The sequence below is a fragment of the Erwinia sp. S38 genome, assembly GCF_016624545.1.
Classification (GTDB): domain Bacteria; phylum Pseudomonadota; class Gammaproteobacteria; order Enterobacterales; family Enterobacteriaceae; genus Erwinia; species Erwinia coffeiphila.
In genome coordinates, this window is sequence record NZ_JACVTS010000006.1 from 248337 (window position 1) to 264664 (window position 16328).

Genomic DNA, 16328 nt, shown 5'->3' on the forward strand with positions numbered 1-16328 from the left:
TCAAAAGGATGGCTTGCATATCGTTACATCCCGATTTCCCGAGACGGCCCGCAGAAAATTCCCTTTTGGCATATTGCCAGCCGGTATTTGCTTACCTTACGATCCCCACAGATGAAATTATCACCAACCGGAAAAGGGACATGCCATGGTTGAGCGCGTAGTTAAGCTGGAAAAAAACACCGATACGCCGCAGCAGGATGTGACCGGCCTAAAGACGGATGTGGCCGTGCTACAAATGGATATGACGGGTTTGAAGAAAGATGTTGGCGTACTGCAGGCGGATATGACCGGATTAAAAACGGACGTGGCTGTGCTGCAAACGGATATGACGGGTTTGAAAAAAGATGTTGGCGTGCTGCAGGCGGATATGACCGGACTAAAAACGGACGTGGCTGTGTTGCAGACGGATATGCAAGTGCTGAAGCAAGATGTTAGTGCGCTGCAGACGGACATGACGGGACTAAAGAAAGATGTCGCTGTCCTGCAAACGGATATGATGGGTCTGAAGAAAGACGTTGGCGTACTGCAGGCGGATGTCAACGTGCTGCAGACTGATATGGCGGAGTTAAAATCGGATGTGGCGGTGATTAAATCTAACTACACCACCAAAGCGGATCTGCTGAACCTGGAAAACAAGTTTGATATTAAATTTGAAGGTTTGCGTACGGAGCTTCACCGTTCGCTGGCGATGCAAACCAAATGGGTCGTGGCTTCGCAGGTTGGCGTTCTTGGCCTGGGGCTGGGGCTGGCGAAACTCCTTTTTTAACAAGCGCGGCGGATACGGGCTGAGAACCGCTTTGAGCGCATTTAATACTTAACTTTCCCGGACTTCAGCGTATAGACGTCTGGACATGTAGCCATCAACTTATGTAGCATGCTGTCATTCGAAATTTGCTAACGGGAACAACCGAATGTCGCAGCGGGTAAAAATTCTGGACGGGGGCATGGGGCGTGAACTGGCGCGCATCGGTGCACCTTTCCGCCAGCCGGAATGGTCTGCACTGGCGCTGTATGAAGCGCCGGAGCGCGTCCGTGATGTCCACAACAGCTATATCGCGGCCGGGGCTGAAACGATCACCACTAACAGCTACGCGGTTGTACCCTTCCATATTGGTGAAGAGCGCTTTGCAAATGATGGCGCTCGCCTGGCTGCACTTGCCGGCCAGCTGGCCCGTGAGGCTGCTGATTCTGCCGATATCATTACCCCGGTGCGTGTTGCCGGAAGCCTCCCCCCTGCGCTGGGTTCTTATCGTCCCGATCTGTTTAATGAGCAGCAGGCACAGGCGATCCATCGTGTACTGGTCGCCGCTCAGGCACCTTACGTTGATCTCTGGCTGGGTGAAACGATTAGCTCGATTGCGGAAGCAGAATCCATCCATGCCGTGCTTGCCGGTCAGCCCCAGCCGCTGTGGCTTTCATTTACCCTGCAGGATGAGCCTGAGCTGTACGATGCCGTCAGCACCTTACGCTCCGGTGAGAGCGTGGGCGCGGCGGTGAGCAGGGCGATTGAGCTGGGCGTAGAAAATGTGCTGTTCAACTGCAGCCATCCTGAGGTGATGTCTTCTGCAGTGAAGCAGGCGGCAGCCGTGCGTGAGCAGCTGGGTGCGGATATCGGCATTGGCGTTTACGCTAACGCCTTTGACCACGGCAGCAACAGCGGCGGCGCTAATGAAGGGCTGAGCGCCCTGCGCAAGGATACGCACCCTGAAGGCTACCTGAACTGGGCGCAGGAGTGGGTGGCGGCTGGCGCGACGCTGGTCGGTGGCTGCTGCGGTATCGGTCCCGAGCATATCGGTCGACTGGCCGCGTCGCTGAAGTAATCTCTACGGCAACGACAGATAAAACCAATAAAAACAAATTAAAACCAGGAAACACAATATGAATCGTCGCGACTTTATTAAAACCACCGGAGCGCTTTCGGTGGCTGCGGCCTGCACCAGCTGGCCATTTACTGCTGCAACGGCGGCTGAAGCGCCGTCAACCACGCCGAAAAAAGGCGGCCATCTGATTGTCGGTATGGATAACGCCTCCAGCACCGACCGCCTCGATCCGGCGTTCTGGTTCGAATCCTATATGTATTTCGTCGGTTCCCAGCTGTTTAACTGCCTGGCGGAAGTCGATGAAAACGGCAAGATTGTTCCCTCGCTGGCGGAGAGCTGGGAAACCAGCGACGGCAGCAAAACCTGGGTGCTCAATATTCGTCAGGGCGTGCAGTTCCACGATGGCCGCACGCTAACGGCGAAAGATGTGATTTATTCACTGAACCACCATCGCGATGAAAAATCCAGCTCGTCGGTGAAAGGCTATCTCGACCCGGTTGTGTCGTTGGAAGCCACCAGCCCAAATCAGGTGACGATCAAGCTGAAAGAGCCGAACGTGGAGTTTATTGCGCTGCTCAGCGACGTTCACTTCGCCATTACCGCAGAAAATGAGAATTTTGATAAAGGCATCGGGACCGGTGCTTTTATTCTGGAAAGTTTCAAGCCGGGCGTGCGTACGCTGGTGAAACGTAATCCGAACCACTGGAACCCGGCTCGTGGCCACGTGGATTCCGTGGAAACGCTGGCGATGAATGATTCCACCGCGCGCGTTGCGGCGCTGGCCAGCGGCTCGGCGCATATTATCAACCGCGTTAACCCGCGTATTGTTGACCGCCTGAAGAATATGCCGAACATCCAGCTGCAGCGCTCGCGCGACAGCCAGATCTTCACCTTCCCGGGGCTGGCTACGGCGGCACCGTTTAATACCCTTGATGGGCGTCTGGCGCTGAAATACGCCATCGACCGCGAGCAGATTATCAAAACCGTGCTGGGCGGCTACGGCACCGTGGCTAACGATAACCCGATCTTCCCGTCCAGCCAGTACTTTGCGAAAGACATTCCCCAGCGCCCTTACGACCCGGAAAAAGCCAAATTCCACTGGCAGAAAACCGGTTTCTCCGGCCCGCTGGTGCTGTCGGTCGCCGAATCCGGCTTCCCTGGGGCGGTAGATGCCGGCCAGCTGTACCAAAACTCGGCCACCCGTGCCGGTATTCCACTGAAGGTTGAGCGCGTGCCGGATGATGCCTTCTGGGATAACGTCTGGATGAAGAAACCGTTTGTTTCCTCAAACTGGTCGCTGCGCCCGACGGCGGATGCGCTGCTGTCGCTGGTGTTTACCAGTAACGCACCGTGGAATGAGTCGCAGTGGAAAGAGCCTAAGTTTGACCAGCTGGTTAACGCTGCCCGTGGCGAGCAGGACGAGCAGAAGCGCCGTCAGATTTACCACGACATTCAGCTGATGCTGGTGGAGCAGGGCAGCGAAATTATTCCGCTGTATGCCGACTCGCTGGACGCCAGCAGTAAAAAAATCAACGGGTTTGTCGCGATTCCGGGCTTCACCATGAGCGGCAACCGCGCGGCGGAAAAAGTGTGGTTCGCCTAACGGCTTTCCGGTTCAGCTTCAGGTTGCAGGATATCTTTTGAGTAATTTGCATGAGACAAAGGGGAAGGGGCACCTTCCCCTGTTAAAACTAATCGGGCTGCGGCTGTTGGCCGGTGTGGTGATGCTGCTGGTGGTATCGGCGCTGATCTTTATCGGCATCCAGCTGCTGCCTGGCAACGCGGCAACGGCGATCCTCGGCCAGACCGCAACGCCACAGGCGGTGGCGGCGCTGAATGAGCAGCTGGGCCTCGACCAGCCCGCGCTGGGCCGCTATCTGGGCTGGCTGGGCGGCGTGCTGCACGGTGATTTTGGCCACAGCTTTACCAGTCGCGAAGCGATTGCGCCGGTGCTGCTGGATCGGCTGGGTAACACGCTGTCGCTGGCCTTTTTCACCGCCATCGTCGCCGTACCGCTGGCGCTGGTGATCGGCTTTCTGTCCGCCCGTTACCAGGGCAGCTGGCTGGACCGGCTGCTGAGCCTGTTTACTCGCGCTGCCGTATCGCTGCCGGAGTTTTTCTCCGGCTATCTGCTGATTATGATATTTTCCATCACGCTGTTCTGGCTGCCCAGCAACAGCAGCATTTCCGACGATATGCCGCTTGGCGACCGACTGCTGGCCATCGCTCTGCCGTGCATGACGCTGATTCTGGCGATCCTTGGCCATATGAGCAATATGACCCGGGCCGCGCTGGTGAGTGCGCAGGATGCAGCCTGGGTAGATACGGCGCTGATGAAGGGGCTGTCACCTTCAGCAATCCTCTTCCGACACGTGCTGCCAAACGCTTGGGGGCCGATTATTAACGTGATCGTGTTAAACCTTGCCTGGCTGATGGTCGGCGTGGTGATCGTTGAAAACGTTTTTGTTTACCCTGGCCTGGGGCAGTATATGGTCGACAGCATTAGCAAGCGTGATATCCCGGTGATTCAGGACTGTGCCCTGCTACTGGCGGGGATCTATATTTTGCTGAATCTGCTGGCCGATGTCGTCGCGCTGCTGGCTAACCCGCGCCTGCGCCACAGCCGCTAAGCGGCAGGTATAATTTTTACCCTCGGTGGTGCAGCAACGTGCACACTGCCGGGACTAACCAGGAATTGATGTGGATGTTTAGGCTGAAATTTGCGGTGCTGCCCGGTGTGATCGGGCTGGGCCTGTTTATTCTGGTGGCGATTTTCGCCCCCTGGCTGTCGCCGTATGCGCCAGACCAGGTGGTGGGCAGCGCATGGAGCGGGGTCACGGCGGAAAACTGGCTGGGGACCGATAACCTGGGGCGCGATCTACTGTCCCGACTGATCTGGGGCACCCGTACTTCGCTGAGCGTCAGCGCCGTAGCAACGCTGCTGGCCTTTGCCATCGGGACGTTTCTCGGCTTTCTGGCCGGTTTCTGTCGCGGCTGGGTCGACCAGCTGATCTCCAGGCTGAACGATATTCTGATGGCGATCCCCACGCTTATTCTTGCACTGGTGGTGCTGGCGATGCTGCCGAAAACCATTCCGGTGATCGTGCTGGTGCTGGGTTTCCTTGAATCCACCCGGGTGCTGCGCGTGGCGCGTTCGCTGGCGGTGGACATTGCGGCGCAGGAGTTTATTGAAGTTGCCCGGCTGCGCGGTGAGCGCCTGAGCTGGGTGCTGTGGTGCGAGATCCTGCCCAATGCGCTTACCACGCTGATCGCGGAGTTTGCCCTGCGCTTTATCTTTATCCTGCTGTTCCTGTCTGCGCTGTCGTTCCTGGGCATGGGTATTCAGCCGCCGACCGCCGACTGGGGCGGGCTGGCACGGGATAATAAAGACGGCATTCTGTTTGGCGTCTGGGCCGCGCTGATCCCCGGTGCGGCCATCGCGCTGCTGGCGATCGCGCTGAACAGCGTTGCCGACTGGCTGTTAAGCCACTACACCCGCAGCTGGCAGGAGTAAATCATGAGCCAACAACCACTGTTACGCGTTGAGCAGCTGCGGGTCACCGCCGGGAATGCCGTGCTGGTGCAGGACATCTCCTTCACCCTGAAAAAGGGCGAGGTGCTGGGACTGATCGGAGAGTCGGGTGCGGGGAAATCCACCATCGGTCAGGCGATCCTCGGTCATTTCCGTTTTGGCATGAAGCTTAGCGGCGGCAAAATTCATTTTGCCGGGCGCGAGCTGACCGGGCTTTCCGAACGCCAGCTGCGCGGCGTGCGCGGCGCGAAAATTGCCTACGTGGCGCAGTCGGCCAGCGCGGCGTTTAACCCGGCGAAAAAGATCGGCGAGCAGGTGATCGAAGCGGCTATTCGCCATCGGATACTGAATCGTCAGCAGGCGATAGTGCGGGCGATTGAGATTTTCAGTCAGCTACAGTTGCCGCAGCCGCAGGACTTTTTCCACCGCTATCCGCATCAGGTGTCGGGCGGGCAGCTGCAGCGTGCGATGATCGCAATGGCGATCTGCGCCGGTCCTGAGCTGATTATCTTTGATGAGCCGACCACCGCGCTGGATGTGACCACCCAGCTGGAAGTGCTGAAGGCAATCCGCGAAGTGATCCGCCTGACCGGAGTCGCTGCGCTGTATATCAGCCACGATCTGGCGGTGGTGGCGCAGATCAGCCAGCGCATTATGGTGCTGCGCCACGGACGCGAAGTGGAGTGCGGCAACACCGCCGGGCTGCTGGCCTCGCCGCAGGAAGCCTACACCCGCGATCTGCTGCACAGCCACGGCGAACCGCATCAGCCGCGCAGTACCACGCTGCCGCTGCTCACCGCCGAACAGATTTCCGTTGATTATCAGGCCAACCGCGTGCTGGACGACGTCTCGCTGACCATCGGGCGGGGCCGCACTCTGGCGCTGATTGGCGAGTCGGGTGCCGGGAAATCGACGCTGGGCAGGTTGATTTGCGGGCTGGTTGCCCCCGCGCACGGCAGCGTGCGCTTTAACGGCCAGCTGCTGCCTGCTGCACTGCACCAGCGTTCCCGCCAGCAGCTCCAGTCGGTACAGATGATCCATCAGCATCCGGACACCGCGCTGAATCCGCGGCTTACCATCGGTGTACAGATTGCGCGCTCGATGGTTTGTCTGACCACGCTGACGCCGCTGCAGCGGCAGGCGCGAGTCAGCGAACTGCTGGAAAAGGTCGGCCTGCCGCCGCAGCTGGCGGATCGCTATCCGCACGCGCTGTCCGGTGGTCAGAAGCAGCGCGTCTGTATCGCCCGTGCGCTGGCGGTCGATCCGGCACTGATTGTCTGCGATGAGCCGACTTCCGCACTCGATCCGCTGGTCGGTCGCGAAGTGCTGGCGCTGCTGAAATCGCTACAGGAAGAAACCGGCGTGTCGATGCTGTTTATTACCCACGATCTGCACGTGGTTCAGGCGGTGGCCGATGAGGTGATGGTACTGCGCCACGGCAAAGTGGTGCGCCAGGGGCGGCTGGATCAGGTGTTTACCGCGCCGCTGGACGAGTACACCGCCCGGCTGCTGCGGGCGGTGCCTGAAATGCGCGTGGGCTGGCTGGAAGAGGCTGGTGCGGTGGCATAGCTCCGCTGTCCGGCGCAGCCTATGGTCGTTATTGGTGGGCAATCACCGAAGCAATCACGCCAGTAGCGATAGCAATCAGCACGTAGTTGCCGTTCACGTTCATCCAGCGATGACCTGACGGTGGTGCTTTCAGACCGTGTTTTTTCCAGTCGTTAACCTGATAGCCTGCACCGCGATACTGCTGCGGCAGCGGGCGTCCCTTACGGAAGTCAGGCTGCTGGCGCTCCGGTTTGTTGCCGTGTGCCTGCTGGTGCGACGCCTGCTGCGGGCGCGTGTTGTTTTCGCGCTGAGGTTGGCCGCCGTTGGCGTGCTGATTCTGCTGTGGCTGCCCGCCGTTGCCCTGCTGTTGTTTCTGTTGCGGGTGCTTTATTGGCTGCTGCTGTGCGTCGCGGCCGTTGTCCGGCCCCTGGGCAAAGGCGCTCAGGCTGCTGCTGGCAATCATCATGACGGATAAAGCCATAATCAGGGTCTTTTTCATCTTGTTATTCCTTTCGGTTGAATCAGTGTTCAGACAAAAGGAATGTGGCCTTCGGGCGGGTCGCTAACAAGGGTAAAAATCTGAAGAGTGCAGGTTTAACGGTTTTTTTAATTCGTCTTTACGCAAAACTGCAACGCCACCACCGGCAGCGTTGCAAGAGGGGTTAAAACGGTGTTTCGACCACGCCGCCATCCACCCGTAATGCGGCACCGGACGTGGCGGAGGAGAGCGGTGAGCAGACGTAGGTCACCATGTTACTCACCTCTTCCACGCTGGCGGCTCGCTGGATAACTGAGGTTGGACGATTGGCCTTCACAAACTCTACGCCCAGATCTTCCAGCTTCGCGCCGTTGGCCACTTCCTGCTTAAACATTTCGGCGAAACCATCGGACAGGGTTGGCCCGGGCAGCACCGCATTGACTGTCACACCCGTGCCTGCGGCGGCTTTTGCCAGACCGCGAGACAGCGCAAGCAAAGCGGTTTTGCTAACGCCATAGTGGATCATATCTGCCGGAATATTGATGGCGGATTCAGAGGAGAGGAACACCACCCGTCCCCAGCCGGATTGGATCATTTTCGGCATGTACGCGCGGCTAAGCCGTACTGCCGACATGACGTTGATATCCCAGATGTTCTGCCATAGCGCATCGTCGGTTTCAAAGAAGTCGCCACCGGGGAAAATGCCGACGTTATTGACCAGAATATCGCACTGCGGTTCGGCGTTCAGCAGCGCGCTGCATCCATCGGCGGTACCCAGATCCAGAGCATGACCTCGTGCCCCATTGCCCAGTTCTTTGACCAGTTCATCCACCTGCTGCTGATGACGCCCGGTGATCACCACTCGTGCTCCGGCTTTTGCCAGCCCCTGAGCAATACCTTTACCGATACCTTTCGTTGAACCGGTGACGATGGCGGTTTTGCCGCTTAAATCAATCTTCATCACAATCTCCTGTGCGGTTAGGTCAGGAGAATAAGTGTAGACACGATTCAGCGACTCTGTGAATTACCCGATGCGATAAGCCTGTTCCAGCATCCAATGCTGCTGTTCGCGGCTGTAGCTGACCAGGGAATTCTTACTGTTCGAACGCGAAAGAATCCAGTCAACCTCATCCACCGAGAGGGGCTGAAGATCCTGCCAGAAGGCCAGGCCGGCGTTAGCTATTAGCCACTGCTTTAGCTGCTCTGCGGGTTGTTCGCTGGTCTGCTGGAATAGCGCGAAGTTAAGCTCCTGCATCAACACCGCCTGCTGCGGATGCGGGCTTACGTCCAGCAGAGTCAGGAACGGCAGCAGCAGACGGCCGCAGACCTCGCCGTGGTGGTAATCTTTGATGGCACCCAGCTCCCCGGCAATACCGTGGATCACCCCCAGCCCCGCCATGCTCAGGCTCTGGCCGCCAAGCCATGAGGCCAGCATCATTTGCTCACGTGCTCTATCGCCCTGAGAACCTCTTTCGGTCAGCTGCGGCCAGCCGCGCACGAAGGCCTGCATGCCGCTGATGGCGGTCTGACGGGTAAACGCATTACCCTTTGATGACAGATATGCCTCGAACAGGTGGGTGAAAGCATCCACCGCGCAGCAAACCAGCACGTTATCCGGTGCGCCGCGCAGCAGGTCGGGATCGAGAATAGCCACCTGCGGAACAAATTCAGGATGGCGCAGCGAGGCTTTTACTTTGATCTCTGCTTTATCCGTAATCACCGCATTTTGCGTCACTTCGCTGCCGGTTCCTGCCGTGGTCGGCACAGCGATCAGCGGCAGGGTTGCGCCACTTACCGTCGTGTCGCCGACTTTCTCCAGATAGCGCAGCGTATTTAGCGGATGCTGGCTCAGCGCCGCCACCGCTTTCGCCGCATCCAGCACGCTGCCGCCACCAATAGCGACGACGCGCTGGATTTTGCCGCGCCAGCGCGTCACCCAGCTGTCGATCTCACCGGGTGATGCTTCGTGCGGCACAATTTCAATCCCGACCAGCAGCGGTTGTACCTGATGCTCCAGGTTTTTCCAGGCATCGCTGCGCAAGAAAGAACTGCCGCAGAACAGCAGGGTAGGTAAAGGTGTTTCAGTCAGCAGGCGCGGTAGCTGTTGCAGGCTGCCGCTGCCGAAGAAAGTCTGACGATTGGCGATCAGTTGGCTGGTATTCATAAACGGACTGGGGCCTTTAGGGTTACAGCTGCCCGGGTGCCGGGCAGTTGAAGGTGATCATCTGATTTTGCGGTGAATTGATAATACTGAATTGCCGATCGGAAATACGCTGCGCCAACCAGCCGTCGCGGGTGACGGCCGAGGGAATATACAGCTCGCGATTAGTGGATTGCAGCGTGCCGCTGTCCAGCGTTAAATCGGGCAGGGTAACGGAAAAAGAGTTGAAGCGGTCAACGACTAATCCCTGCACATTACCCAGCGGCTGGCCTTCAAGGCTCTGGCGCTGGCCGTTACACTCCACCCCTTTATAGTCAGAAGAGCAGGCGGCAAGCAGCAGAACCAGTACGGCAGGCAGCGGCCGTAAAAACGGGACAGCGAAAAGGCGCGGTGGCATCAGCCTGAGACATGAGTACGGCATTACGCATCCTGTCGGTTGGGGGTTCCTTAGTATAGCCCGAGTATAGCGCGGCAGTTGTACCGGGCGAAAGCCATTGCGCACGACGGTAAATTTACACTTTCCGCTGAATAACCCTCCACTATGTAACAATATGCGGAATCGATTCTGTGATTTTGTTAACAATAGTTCGCAAACGAATTAAGGAGTGCTACAATCCTTGCGATTTTTGTGATGGATATCACATTGAAGTGCGTTATGACGCGCTTATCAACGTCACGATTCCTCCAGAGCGGGGGAGCAGGGAAAGCAGCACGGAACGGCTTACGGGCAAAATACGCAAAGGGTTGTATACTTTTTGACGAGTCTGCCCTGCGGTGACTGTGCATCAACTCGTCAGGGAAAGACAGGTGCTTATTCCGGGAATACCGGGTTAATCTCATTGGCTGCATCTGATTTGCGGCGTGGGGATTCTGGTATGGGATAGAGCGTTTTTTTGGTGCTTGTTAACTCCGAATCTTTCCAGTGAATAAAAATAAAACCTCTGTATTGCTGCTGACGCCGATGTTGATCATCGCTCCTACAGCCGTCAGCTTTGCGCAAACCTCTGCAACCGCCGCTCAGGGACAGGATTCCACCCTGATGGTCATCAAACACCGTAATGGTCTGTCCGAACTGGATACCCCTGCCGCCGTCAGCGTGGTGGAAGGCGACGATCTGCGCCACAGCACGGCGCAGGTGAATCTGTCTGAAAGCCTGGGCAGCGTGCCGGGCCTGCAAATTCAGAACCGCCAGAACTACGCGCAGGATCTGCAACTGTCGGTGCGTGGCTTCGGCAGCCGCTCCATGTACGGCGTACGCGGCGTGCGCATCTACGTTGACGGTATTCCTGCGACCATGCCGGACGGCCAGGGCCAGACCTCGAATATCGATATCAATTCCATTGGCAAAGTGGAAGTGCTGCGCGGCCCGTACTCCGCGCTTTACGGTAACGCCTCCGGCGGCGTGGTGAACATTGACACCACCACCGGCAGCCAGCCCACCACGCTGGAAGCAGGCACTTACTTCGGCAGCTACGGCACCTGGCGCAACAGCGTTAAGGCCAGCGGTGCAACCGGCGACGGTACTCAGGCCGGTGACGTTAACTACACCATTTCCGGTTCCCGCTTTACCACCCATGGCTTCCGCGACCATAGCGGTACGCAAAAAAGCCTCGGTAACGGTAAACTCGGCGTTCGGCTGGACGATGTCAGCACCCTGACGCTGATGTTTAACAGCGTATCGGTGGATGCTAACGATCCCGGCGGCCTGAGCGAGGCCGAATACAAAGCCAATCCGAAGCAGTCGCCGCGTGGCGATCAGTACAATACGCGCAAGAGCCTTGACCAGACGCAGATTGGCCTGCGCTACCAGCGTCAGATGAGCGATAACGACGAACTGACGTTGACCACGTGGCACGGCGAGCGCCACACCACGCAGTATCAGTCCATTCCTTACGCGACACAGCAGAACGCGGCCTATCCGGGCGGCGTGATCGTGCTGGAACGTAAATACCAGGGGATTGATACCCGCTGGAAGCATGACGACCAGCTGGGATCGATGCCGGTTTCGCTGATCGCCGGCCTGGACTATGAAACCATGACCGAGCGCCGTCAGGGCTTCCAGAACTACAACCTGGTGAACGGCGTGCCGCAGTTCGGTGAGAAAGGGGATCAGCGCCGCAACGAGAAGAACACCATGTGGAATCTCGACCCCTATCTGCAAACCAGCTGGCAGCTCTCTTCCGCCTGGACGCTGGATGCCGGTCTGCGTTACAGCACGGTCAGTTTTGATTCTACCGACTACTATATTACTCAGGGCAACGGTGACGACAGCGGCAGCGCGCGCTACCACAAACTGCTGCCGATGGGTTCGATCAACTATGCGGTGACCGATGCGTGGAATCTTTATGCTTCCGCCGGTCGTGGTTTTGAAACGCCGACCATCAACGAGCTTTCCTATCGCTCAACGTCCGGTAGCGAAACCGGCCTGAACCTTGGCCTGAAACCGGCCACCAGCGATACCTTTGAAATCGGCAGCAAAACCCGCATCGGTTACGGCCTGCTGACCGCCGCCATCTTCCAGACCAACACTGACAACGAGCTGGTGGTGGATAAGAGCCAGTACGGTCGTGCGGTGTATAAAAACGCCGGGGAAACTCGCCGCCGTGGCCTGGAGCTGGGCTTCGATCAGCAGTTCGCCCAGGACTGGCGTCTGAAAATGGCGTGGACGCTGCTGGATGCCACTTACCGCAACGAAACCTGTTCGTCCAGCGGCAGCTGCACCCCGGCGGGTAATCGCTTACCGGGTATCGCCCGCAATATGGGCTACGCCTCGCTGGAATATGCACCGGAAAGCGGCTGGCACGCCGGCGCGGACATTCGCTATTTAAGCCGCATCCAGGCCGATGACGCCAATGATGCTCAGGCTCCGTCCTACGCGGTAACCAGCCTGAACACCGGCTATCGCTTTAACTGGAGCCGCTGGTCGCTGGACCTGTTCGGCCGCGTGGACAACCTGTTCGATCGCCAGTACGTCGGCTCGGTAATTGTTAACGAAGGCAACGGTCGTTACTTCGAACCGGCCCCGGGGCGCAACTGGGGCGGCGGTGCGACGCTGGCTTATCAGTTCTGATGATTTAACGCCGGAAGTTTTACGGCAACATATCCAAAACGGCCCGCTCACGCCACCGGCAGCAGCGGGTCAGAACACACCGGATGGATGGCTAAACAATAACCGGGTGTTTTTAAAGATTAGGCTTACGCTTAATCGACGACTTTAAATATTGGTAAGGTTCAAATTATGCAAAGTAAAGCATCAAGGATCCTGATCCTGTTGACGACGATATTTGCCGTACTCAGCGGCCTGTATCTGTTAATTGGCGGTATCTGGTTAGCTAAACTGGGCGGTTCGCTCTACTACATTATTGCCGGTGTGATTCAGCTGATCACCGCCTTTTTGCTGTTCCGCCGCCGTGGCGCAGCGTTACTGCTCTACGCACTGTTCCTGCTCGGCACCACCATTTGGTCGCTGTGGGAAGTGGGATCGGATTTCTGGGCGTTGACTCCGCGTCTGGACGTGACCTTCTTCTTCGGCCTGTGGCTGGTACTGCCGTTTATCTGGCGTGGCCTGAGCAGCGAAGGCGCCTTCCCGCGCACGGCGCTGGCCGGCGTGCTGGTGTTTGTGGTTATCGTGCTGGCCTACTCGGTATTTAACGATCCGCAGGAAGTGAACGGCACGCTGAGCGCTGATCAGGTTGAACAGTCTGCGCCTTCCGCTGACGGCGTTGCTGCCGGCGACTGGCCTGCCTACGGCCGTACCCAGGGCGGTACTCGTTACTCTCCGCTGAAGCAGATCACCGATAAGAACGTCGGCGAGCTACAGCAGGCGTGGGACTTCCAGACCGGCGATTTGAAAACCGCAACCGATCCGGGTGAAATCACTAACGAAGCAACGCCGATCAAAATCGGTGATGCCCTTTACCTGTGTACTGCGCACCAGAAGCTGTTTGCGCTGGATGCCGCGACCGGTAAAGAGAAGTGGCGTTTCGATCCGAAAATGAAGACCGACCCGACGTTCCAGCACGTGACCTGTCGCGGTGTGTCTTACTACCAGACTCCGGAAGCCGCCGCGCTGCCAGCGGGTGCCAAGCCTGCGCTGTGCGCACGCCGCATTCTGCTGCCGGTGAACGACGGTAACCTGTACGCACTGGATGCCGAAACCGGTGAGCTGTGTGCGGAATTTGGTGACAACGGCAAGCTGAACCTGCAGAGCAATATGCCGTTCAACAAAGTGGGCGGCTATGAGCCAACCTCACCACCGATTGTGACACCAACCACCATCGTGATGGCCGGTGCAGTGACCGATAACTACTCCACCAAAGAACCGTCCGGCGTTGTCCGTGGTTTCGACGTGAAGACCGGTAAGCTGCTGTGGGCCTTCGATACCGGTGCTAAAGATCCAAACCTGCTGCCGGAAGCGGATCAGCATTACACGCCGAACTCGCCAAACTCCTGGGCACCGGCGGCGTATGATGCCTCGCTGGACCTGGTGTATCTGCCGATTGGCGTGTCGACTCCGGATATCTGGGGCGGCAATCGTACGCCAGAGATGGAGCGTTTTGCTACCGGTCTGCTGGCGCTGAATGCGACTACCGGCAAGCTGGCCTGGTTCTACCAGACCGTGCATCACGATCTGTGGGATATGGACGTTCCGGCTCAGCCAACGCTGGCGGACATTGATGACAAGAACGGCAACAAAGTTCCGGTTATCTATGTGCCGACTAAAACCGGTGACCTGTTCGTGCTGGATCGCCGTAACGGTAAGCCGGTGGTTCCTGCGCCTGAGATGAAAGTGCCGGGTGGTCCGGCGAAGGGCGATCGCCTTTCTCCAACCCAGCCTTACTCTGAGCTGAGCTTCCGTCCGAAAGAGCATCTGGCCGGTAAAGATATGTGGGGCGCCACTATCTACGATCAGCTGATCTGCCGCGTGATGTTCCATCAGCTGCGTTATGAAGGCCCGTTCACCCCGCCATCCGAGCAGGGCACGCTGGTGTTCCCGGGTAACCTGGGGATGTTCGAGTGGGGCGGTATCTCTGTGGACACCGACCGTCAGGTTGCCGTGGCAAACCCAATGGCGCTGCCGTTCGTTTCCCGTCTGGTACCGCGCGGTCCGGGTAACCCGATGGAGCCGGACGAGAACGATAAAGGCGGCACCGGCAGCGAGTCCGGTATTCAGCCACAGTACGGCGTGCCGTACGGCGTGACGCTGAATCCGTTCCTGTCTCCGCTGGGCTTCCCGTGCAAGCAGCCTTCATGGGGCTACATTTCAGCGATCGACCTGAAGACTAACGATATCGTGTGGAAAAAACGTATCGGTACGGTGCGCGACAGTTCACCGATTCCGCTGCCGTTTAAAATGGGTATGCCAATGCTGGGCGGCCCGGTTTCTACTGCCGGTAACGTGTTCTTCATTGCGGCGACTGCCGATAACTATCTGCGTGCGTTTAACGTGTCTAACGGCGAGCAGCTGTGGCAGGCGCGTCTGCCAGCGGGCGGTCAGGCTACACCGATGACGTATGAAGTGAACGGTAAGCAGTACGTGGTGATTGTGGCCGGTGGTCACGGTTCGTTCGGTACGAAGATGGGCGATCATGTGATTGCTTATGCTTTGCCGGACAGTAAGTAAGCGTGTAATTCGGGGCGGGCCTGCGGGTTCGCTTCTGAGATAGCGTTGAGGGCGGCCGTTTTTACGGTCGCCTTTTTTTATGCGGTTCCTTCATTTCGTTTGTCAGCCTGCCGGACCGGCACAGATTTGTGTTGCGTTGTTTGCAAAGACTGGAGTTAGCGCTGGCTGGTTGTGCCCCCGGTCTGGCGGTCCTCGCGCCGCGTTGCGGTTCCTTCACTTCGCTCGTCATCCTGCCGGACCGGCACGTATTTGTGTTGCGTTGTTTGCAAAGACTGGAGTTAGCGCTGGCTGGTTGTGCCCCCGTTCGGGCGGTCCTCGCGCCGCGTTGCGGTTCCTTCACTTCGTTCGTCAGCTTGCCGGACCGGCACAGACGCGCGTCCTGCGCGGCTGTGCCTTTCGCCCACGTCCATGTGGGCGAATCCTGGCTTTCCTCTCTGCGTTCAGCGCTGCGGATTGCCCGCCCGAGGGCACAACCAGCCTGCTTGCTGACTTCTGTGTTTTTTGAAGGATGAGTCCTGATTTTTCTCTGCGTTCAGCGCAGCGGATTGCCCGCCCGGGGGAACAACCAGCCTGCTTGCTGACTTCTGTGTTTTCTGAAGGATGAGTCCTGATTTTTCTCTGCGTTCAGTGTTGCGGATTGCCCGATCGGTGGCACAACCAGCCTGCTTGCTGACTTCTGTGTTTTCTGAAGGATGAGTCCTGGCTTTCCTCTCTGCGTTCAGCGCTGCGGATTGCCCGCCCGGGGGCGCAACCAGCCTGCTTGCTGACTTCCGCGTTTTCTGAAGGATGAGTCCTGATTTTTCTCTACGTTCAGCGTTGCGGATTGCCCGATCGGTGGCACAACCAGCCTGCTTTCTGACTTCCGCGTTTTCTGAAGGATAAATCCGGGCTTCCAATTTCTTTTCAGCACTGAGGGTTGCACGTCGTGGCAGCACCCGTCAGCGGCGTGACACTGGAATTATCTTCAGTTCAGAGAACATCTGTTATGCATGAATGTCATTAAACGGAAATGGGCTATGCAGCCCGTTGTTGCATCCAGACCAGAAGATATTTGCTAAAAAATCTGCTCTCACCTTTTGCTGCATTGACGTCGAATTATGTGTTAACACAATAGCTTGGAGAGTTTGGAGAGTTTGGAGAGTTTGGAGAGTTTGGAGAGTTTGGAG

13 protein-coding genes are annotated in these 16328 nt (G+C 57.8%); 8 read left to right on the forward strand and 5 right to left on the reverse strand.

All coding sequences use genetic code 11. The features are described 5' to 3' along the window. Window positions 1-145: 145 nt before the first annotated feature. The 6 genes from IBT46_RS27275 to IBT46_RS09765 all read left to right on the forward strand — a co-directional run bounded on the left by IBT46_RS27275 (window position 146) and on the right by IBT46_RS09765 (window position 6921). Window positions 146-766 (forward strand): coiled-coil domain-containing protein, encoded by a 621-nt coding sequence (locus tag IBT46_RS27275; RefSeq protein ID WP_234480047.1) that lies wholly within the window; start codon window positions 146-148, stop codon window positions 764-766. Window positions 767-911: 145 nt separating this feature from the next. Further along, window positions 912-1820, forward strand: a complete 909-nt coding sequence (locus IBT46_RS09745; RefSeq protein ID WP_200545508.1) for a homocysteine S-methyltransferase family protein — start codon at window positions 912-914, stop codon at window positions 1818-1820. Window positions 1821-1878: 58 nt separating this feature from the next. Then, window positions 1879-3423: an ABC transporter substrate-binding protein gene (locus IBT46_RS09750; RefSeq protein ID WP_200545509.1), complete on the forward strand. Its 1545-nt coding sequence runs from the start codon at window positions 1879-1881 to the stop codon at window positions 3421-3423. 37 nt (window positions 3424-3460) lie between these two features. Then, complete coding sequence (locus tag IBT46_RS09755; protein ID WP_200545510.1) at window positions 3461-4450, forward strand: ABC transporter permease; 990 nt, start codon at window positions 3461-3463, stop codon at window positions 4448-4450. Window positions 4451-4524: 74 nt separating this feature from the next. After that, window positions 4525-5334: an ABC transporter permease gene (locus IBT46_RS09760; RefSeq protein WP_200545511.1), complete on the forward strand. Its 810-nt coding sequence runs from the start codon at window positions 4525-4527 to the stop codon at window positions 5332-5334. A gap of 3 nt (window positions 5335-5337) precedes the next feature. Beyond that, entirely contained in the window at window positions 5338-6921 is a 1584-nt protein-coding gene (locus IBT46_RS09765) for an ABC transporter ATP-binding protein (RefSeq protein WP_200545512.1), read from the forward strand. A gap of 28 nt (window positions 6922-6949) precedes the next feature. Here the strand turns inward: IBT46_RS09765 and IBT46_RS09770 are convergent, their stop codons facing one another. The 4 genes from IBT46_RS09770 to IBT46_RS09785 all read right to left on the reverse strand — a co-directional run bounded on the left by IBT46_RS09770 (window position 6950) and on the right by IBT46_RS09785 (window position 9960). Beyond that, on the reverse strand, window positions 6950-7399 hold the full coding sequence (locus IBT46_RS09770) for an RcnB family protein (protein ID WP_200545513.1): 450 nt from the start codon (window positions 7397-7399) through the stop codon (window positions 6950-6952). A gap of 163 nt (window positions 7400-7562) precedes the next feature. Beyond that, entirely contained in the window at window positions 7563-8339 is a 777-nt protein-coding gene (locus IBT46_RS09775; RefSeq protein ID WP_105590985.1) for an SDR family NAD(P)-dependent oxidoreductase, read from the reverse strand. 63 nt (window positions 8340-8402) lie between these two features. Next, window positions 8403-9542 carry an iron-containing alcohol dehydrogenase gene (locus IBT46_RS09780; RefSeq protein WP_200545514.1) on the reverse strand — a complete coding sequence of 380 codons (1140 nt, stop codon included), beginning with the start codon at window positions 9540-9542 and terminating at the stop codon, window positions 8403-8405. Between the two features lie 22 nt (window positions 9543-9564). After that, complete coding sequence (locus IBT46_RS09785) at window positions 9565-9960, reverse strand: hypothetical protein (protein ID WP_234480048.1); 396 nt, start codon at window positions 9958-9960, stop codon at window positions 9565-9567. 540 nt (window positions 9961-10500) lie between these two features. Here IBT46_RS09785 and pqqU point away from each other — a divergent pair. Both pqqU and IBT46_RS09795 read left to right on the forward strand, forming a co-directional pair. Beyond that, entirely contained in the window at window positions 10501-12609 is a 2109-nt protein-coding gene (pqqU, locus tag IBT46_RS09790; protein ID WP_200545529.1) for a TonB-dependent receptor PqqU, read from the forward strand. A gap of 168 nt (window positions 12610-12777) precedes the next feature. Continuing rightward, window positions 12778-15162: a glucose/quinate/shikimate family membrane-bound PQQ-dependent dehydrogenase gene (locus tag IBT46_RS09795; protein ID WP_200545515.1), complete on the forward strand. Its 2385-nt coding sequence runs from the start codon at window positions 12778-12780 to the stop codon at window positions 15160-15162. Between the two features lie 440 nt (window positions 15163-15602). Here the strand turns inward: IBT46_RS09795 and IBT46_RS09800 are convergent, their stop codons facing one another. Then, complete coding sequence (locus tag IBT46_RS09800) at window positions 15603-16058, reverse strand: hypothetical protein (RefSeq protein WP_200545516.1); 456 nt, start codon at window positions 16056-16058, stop codon at window positions 15603-15605. Between the last annotated feature and the right edge of the window lie 270 nt (window positions 16059-16328).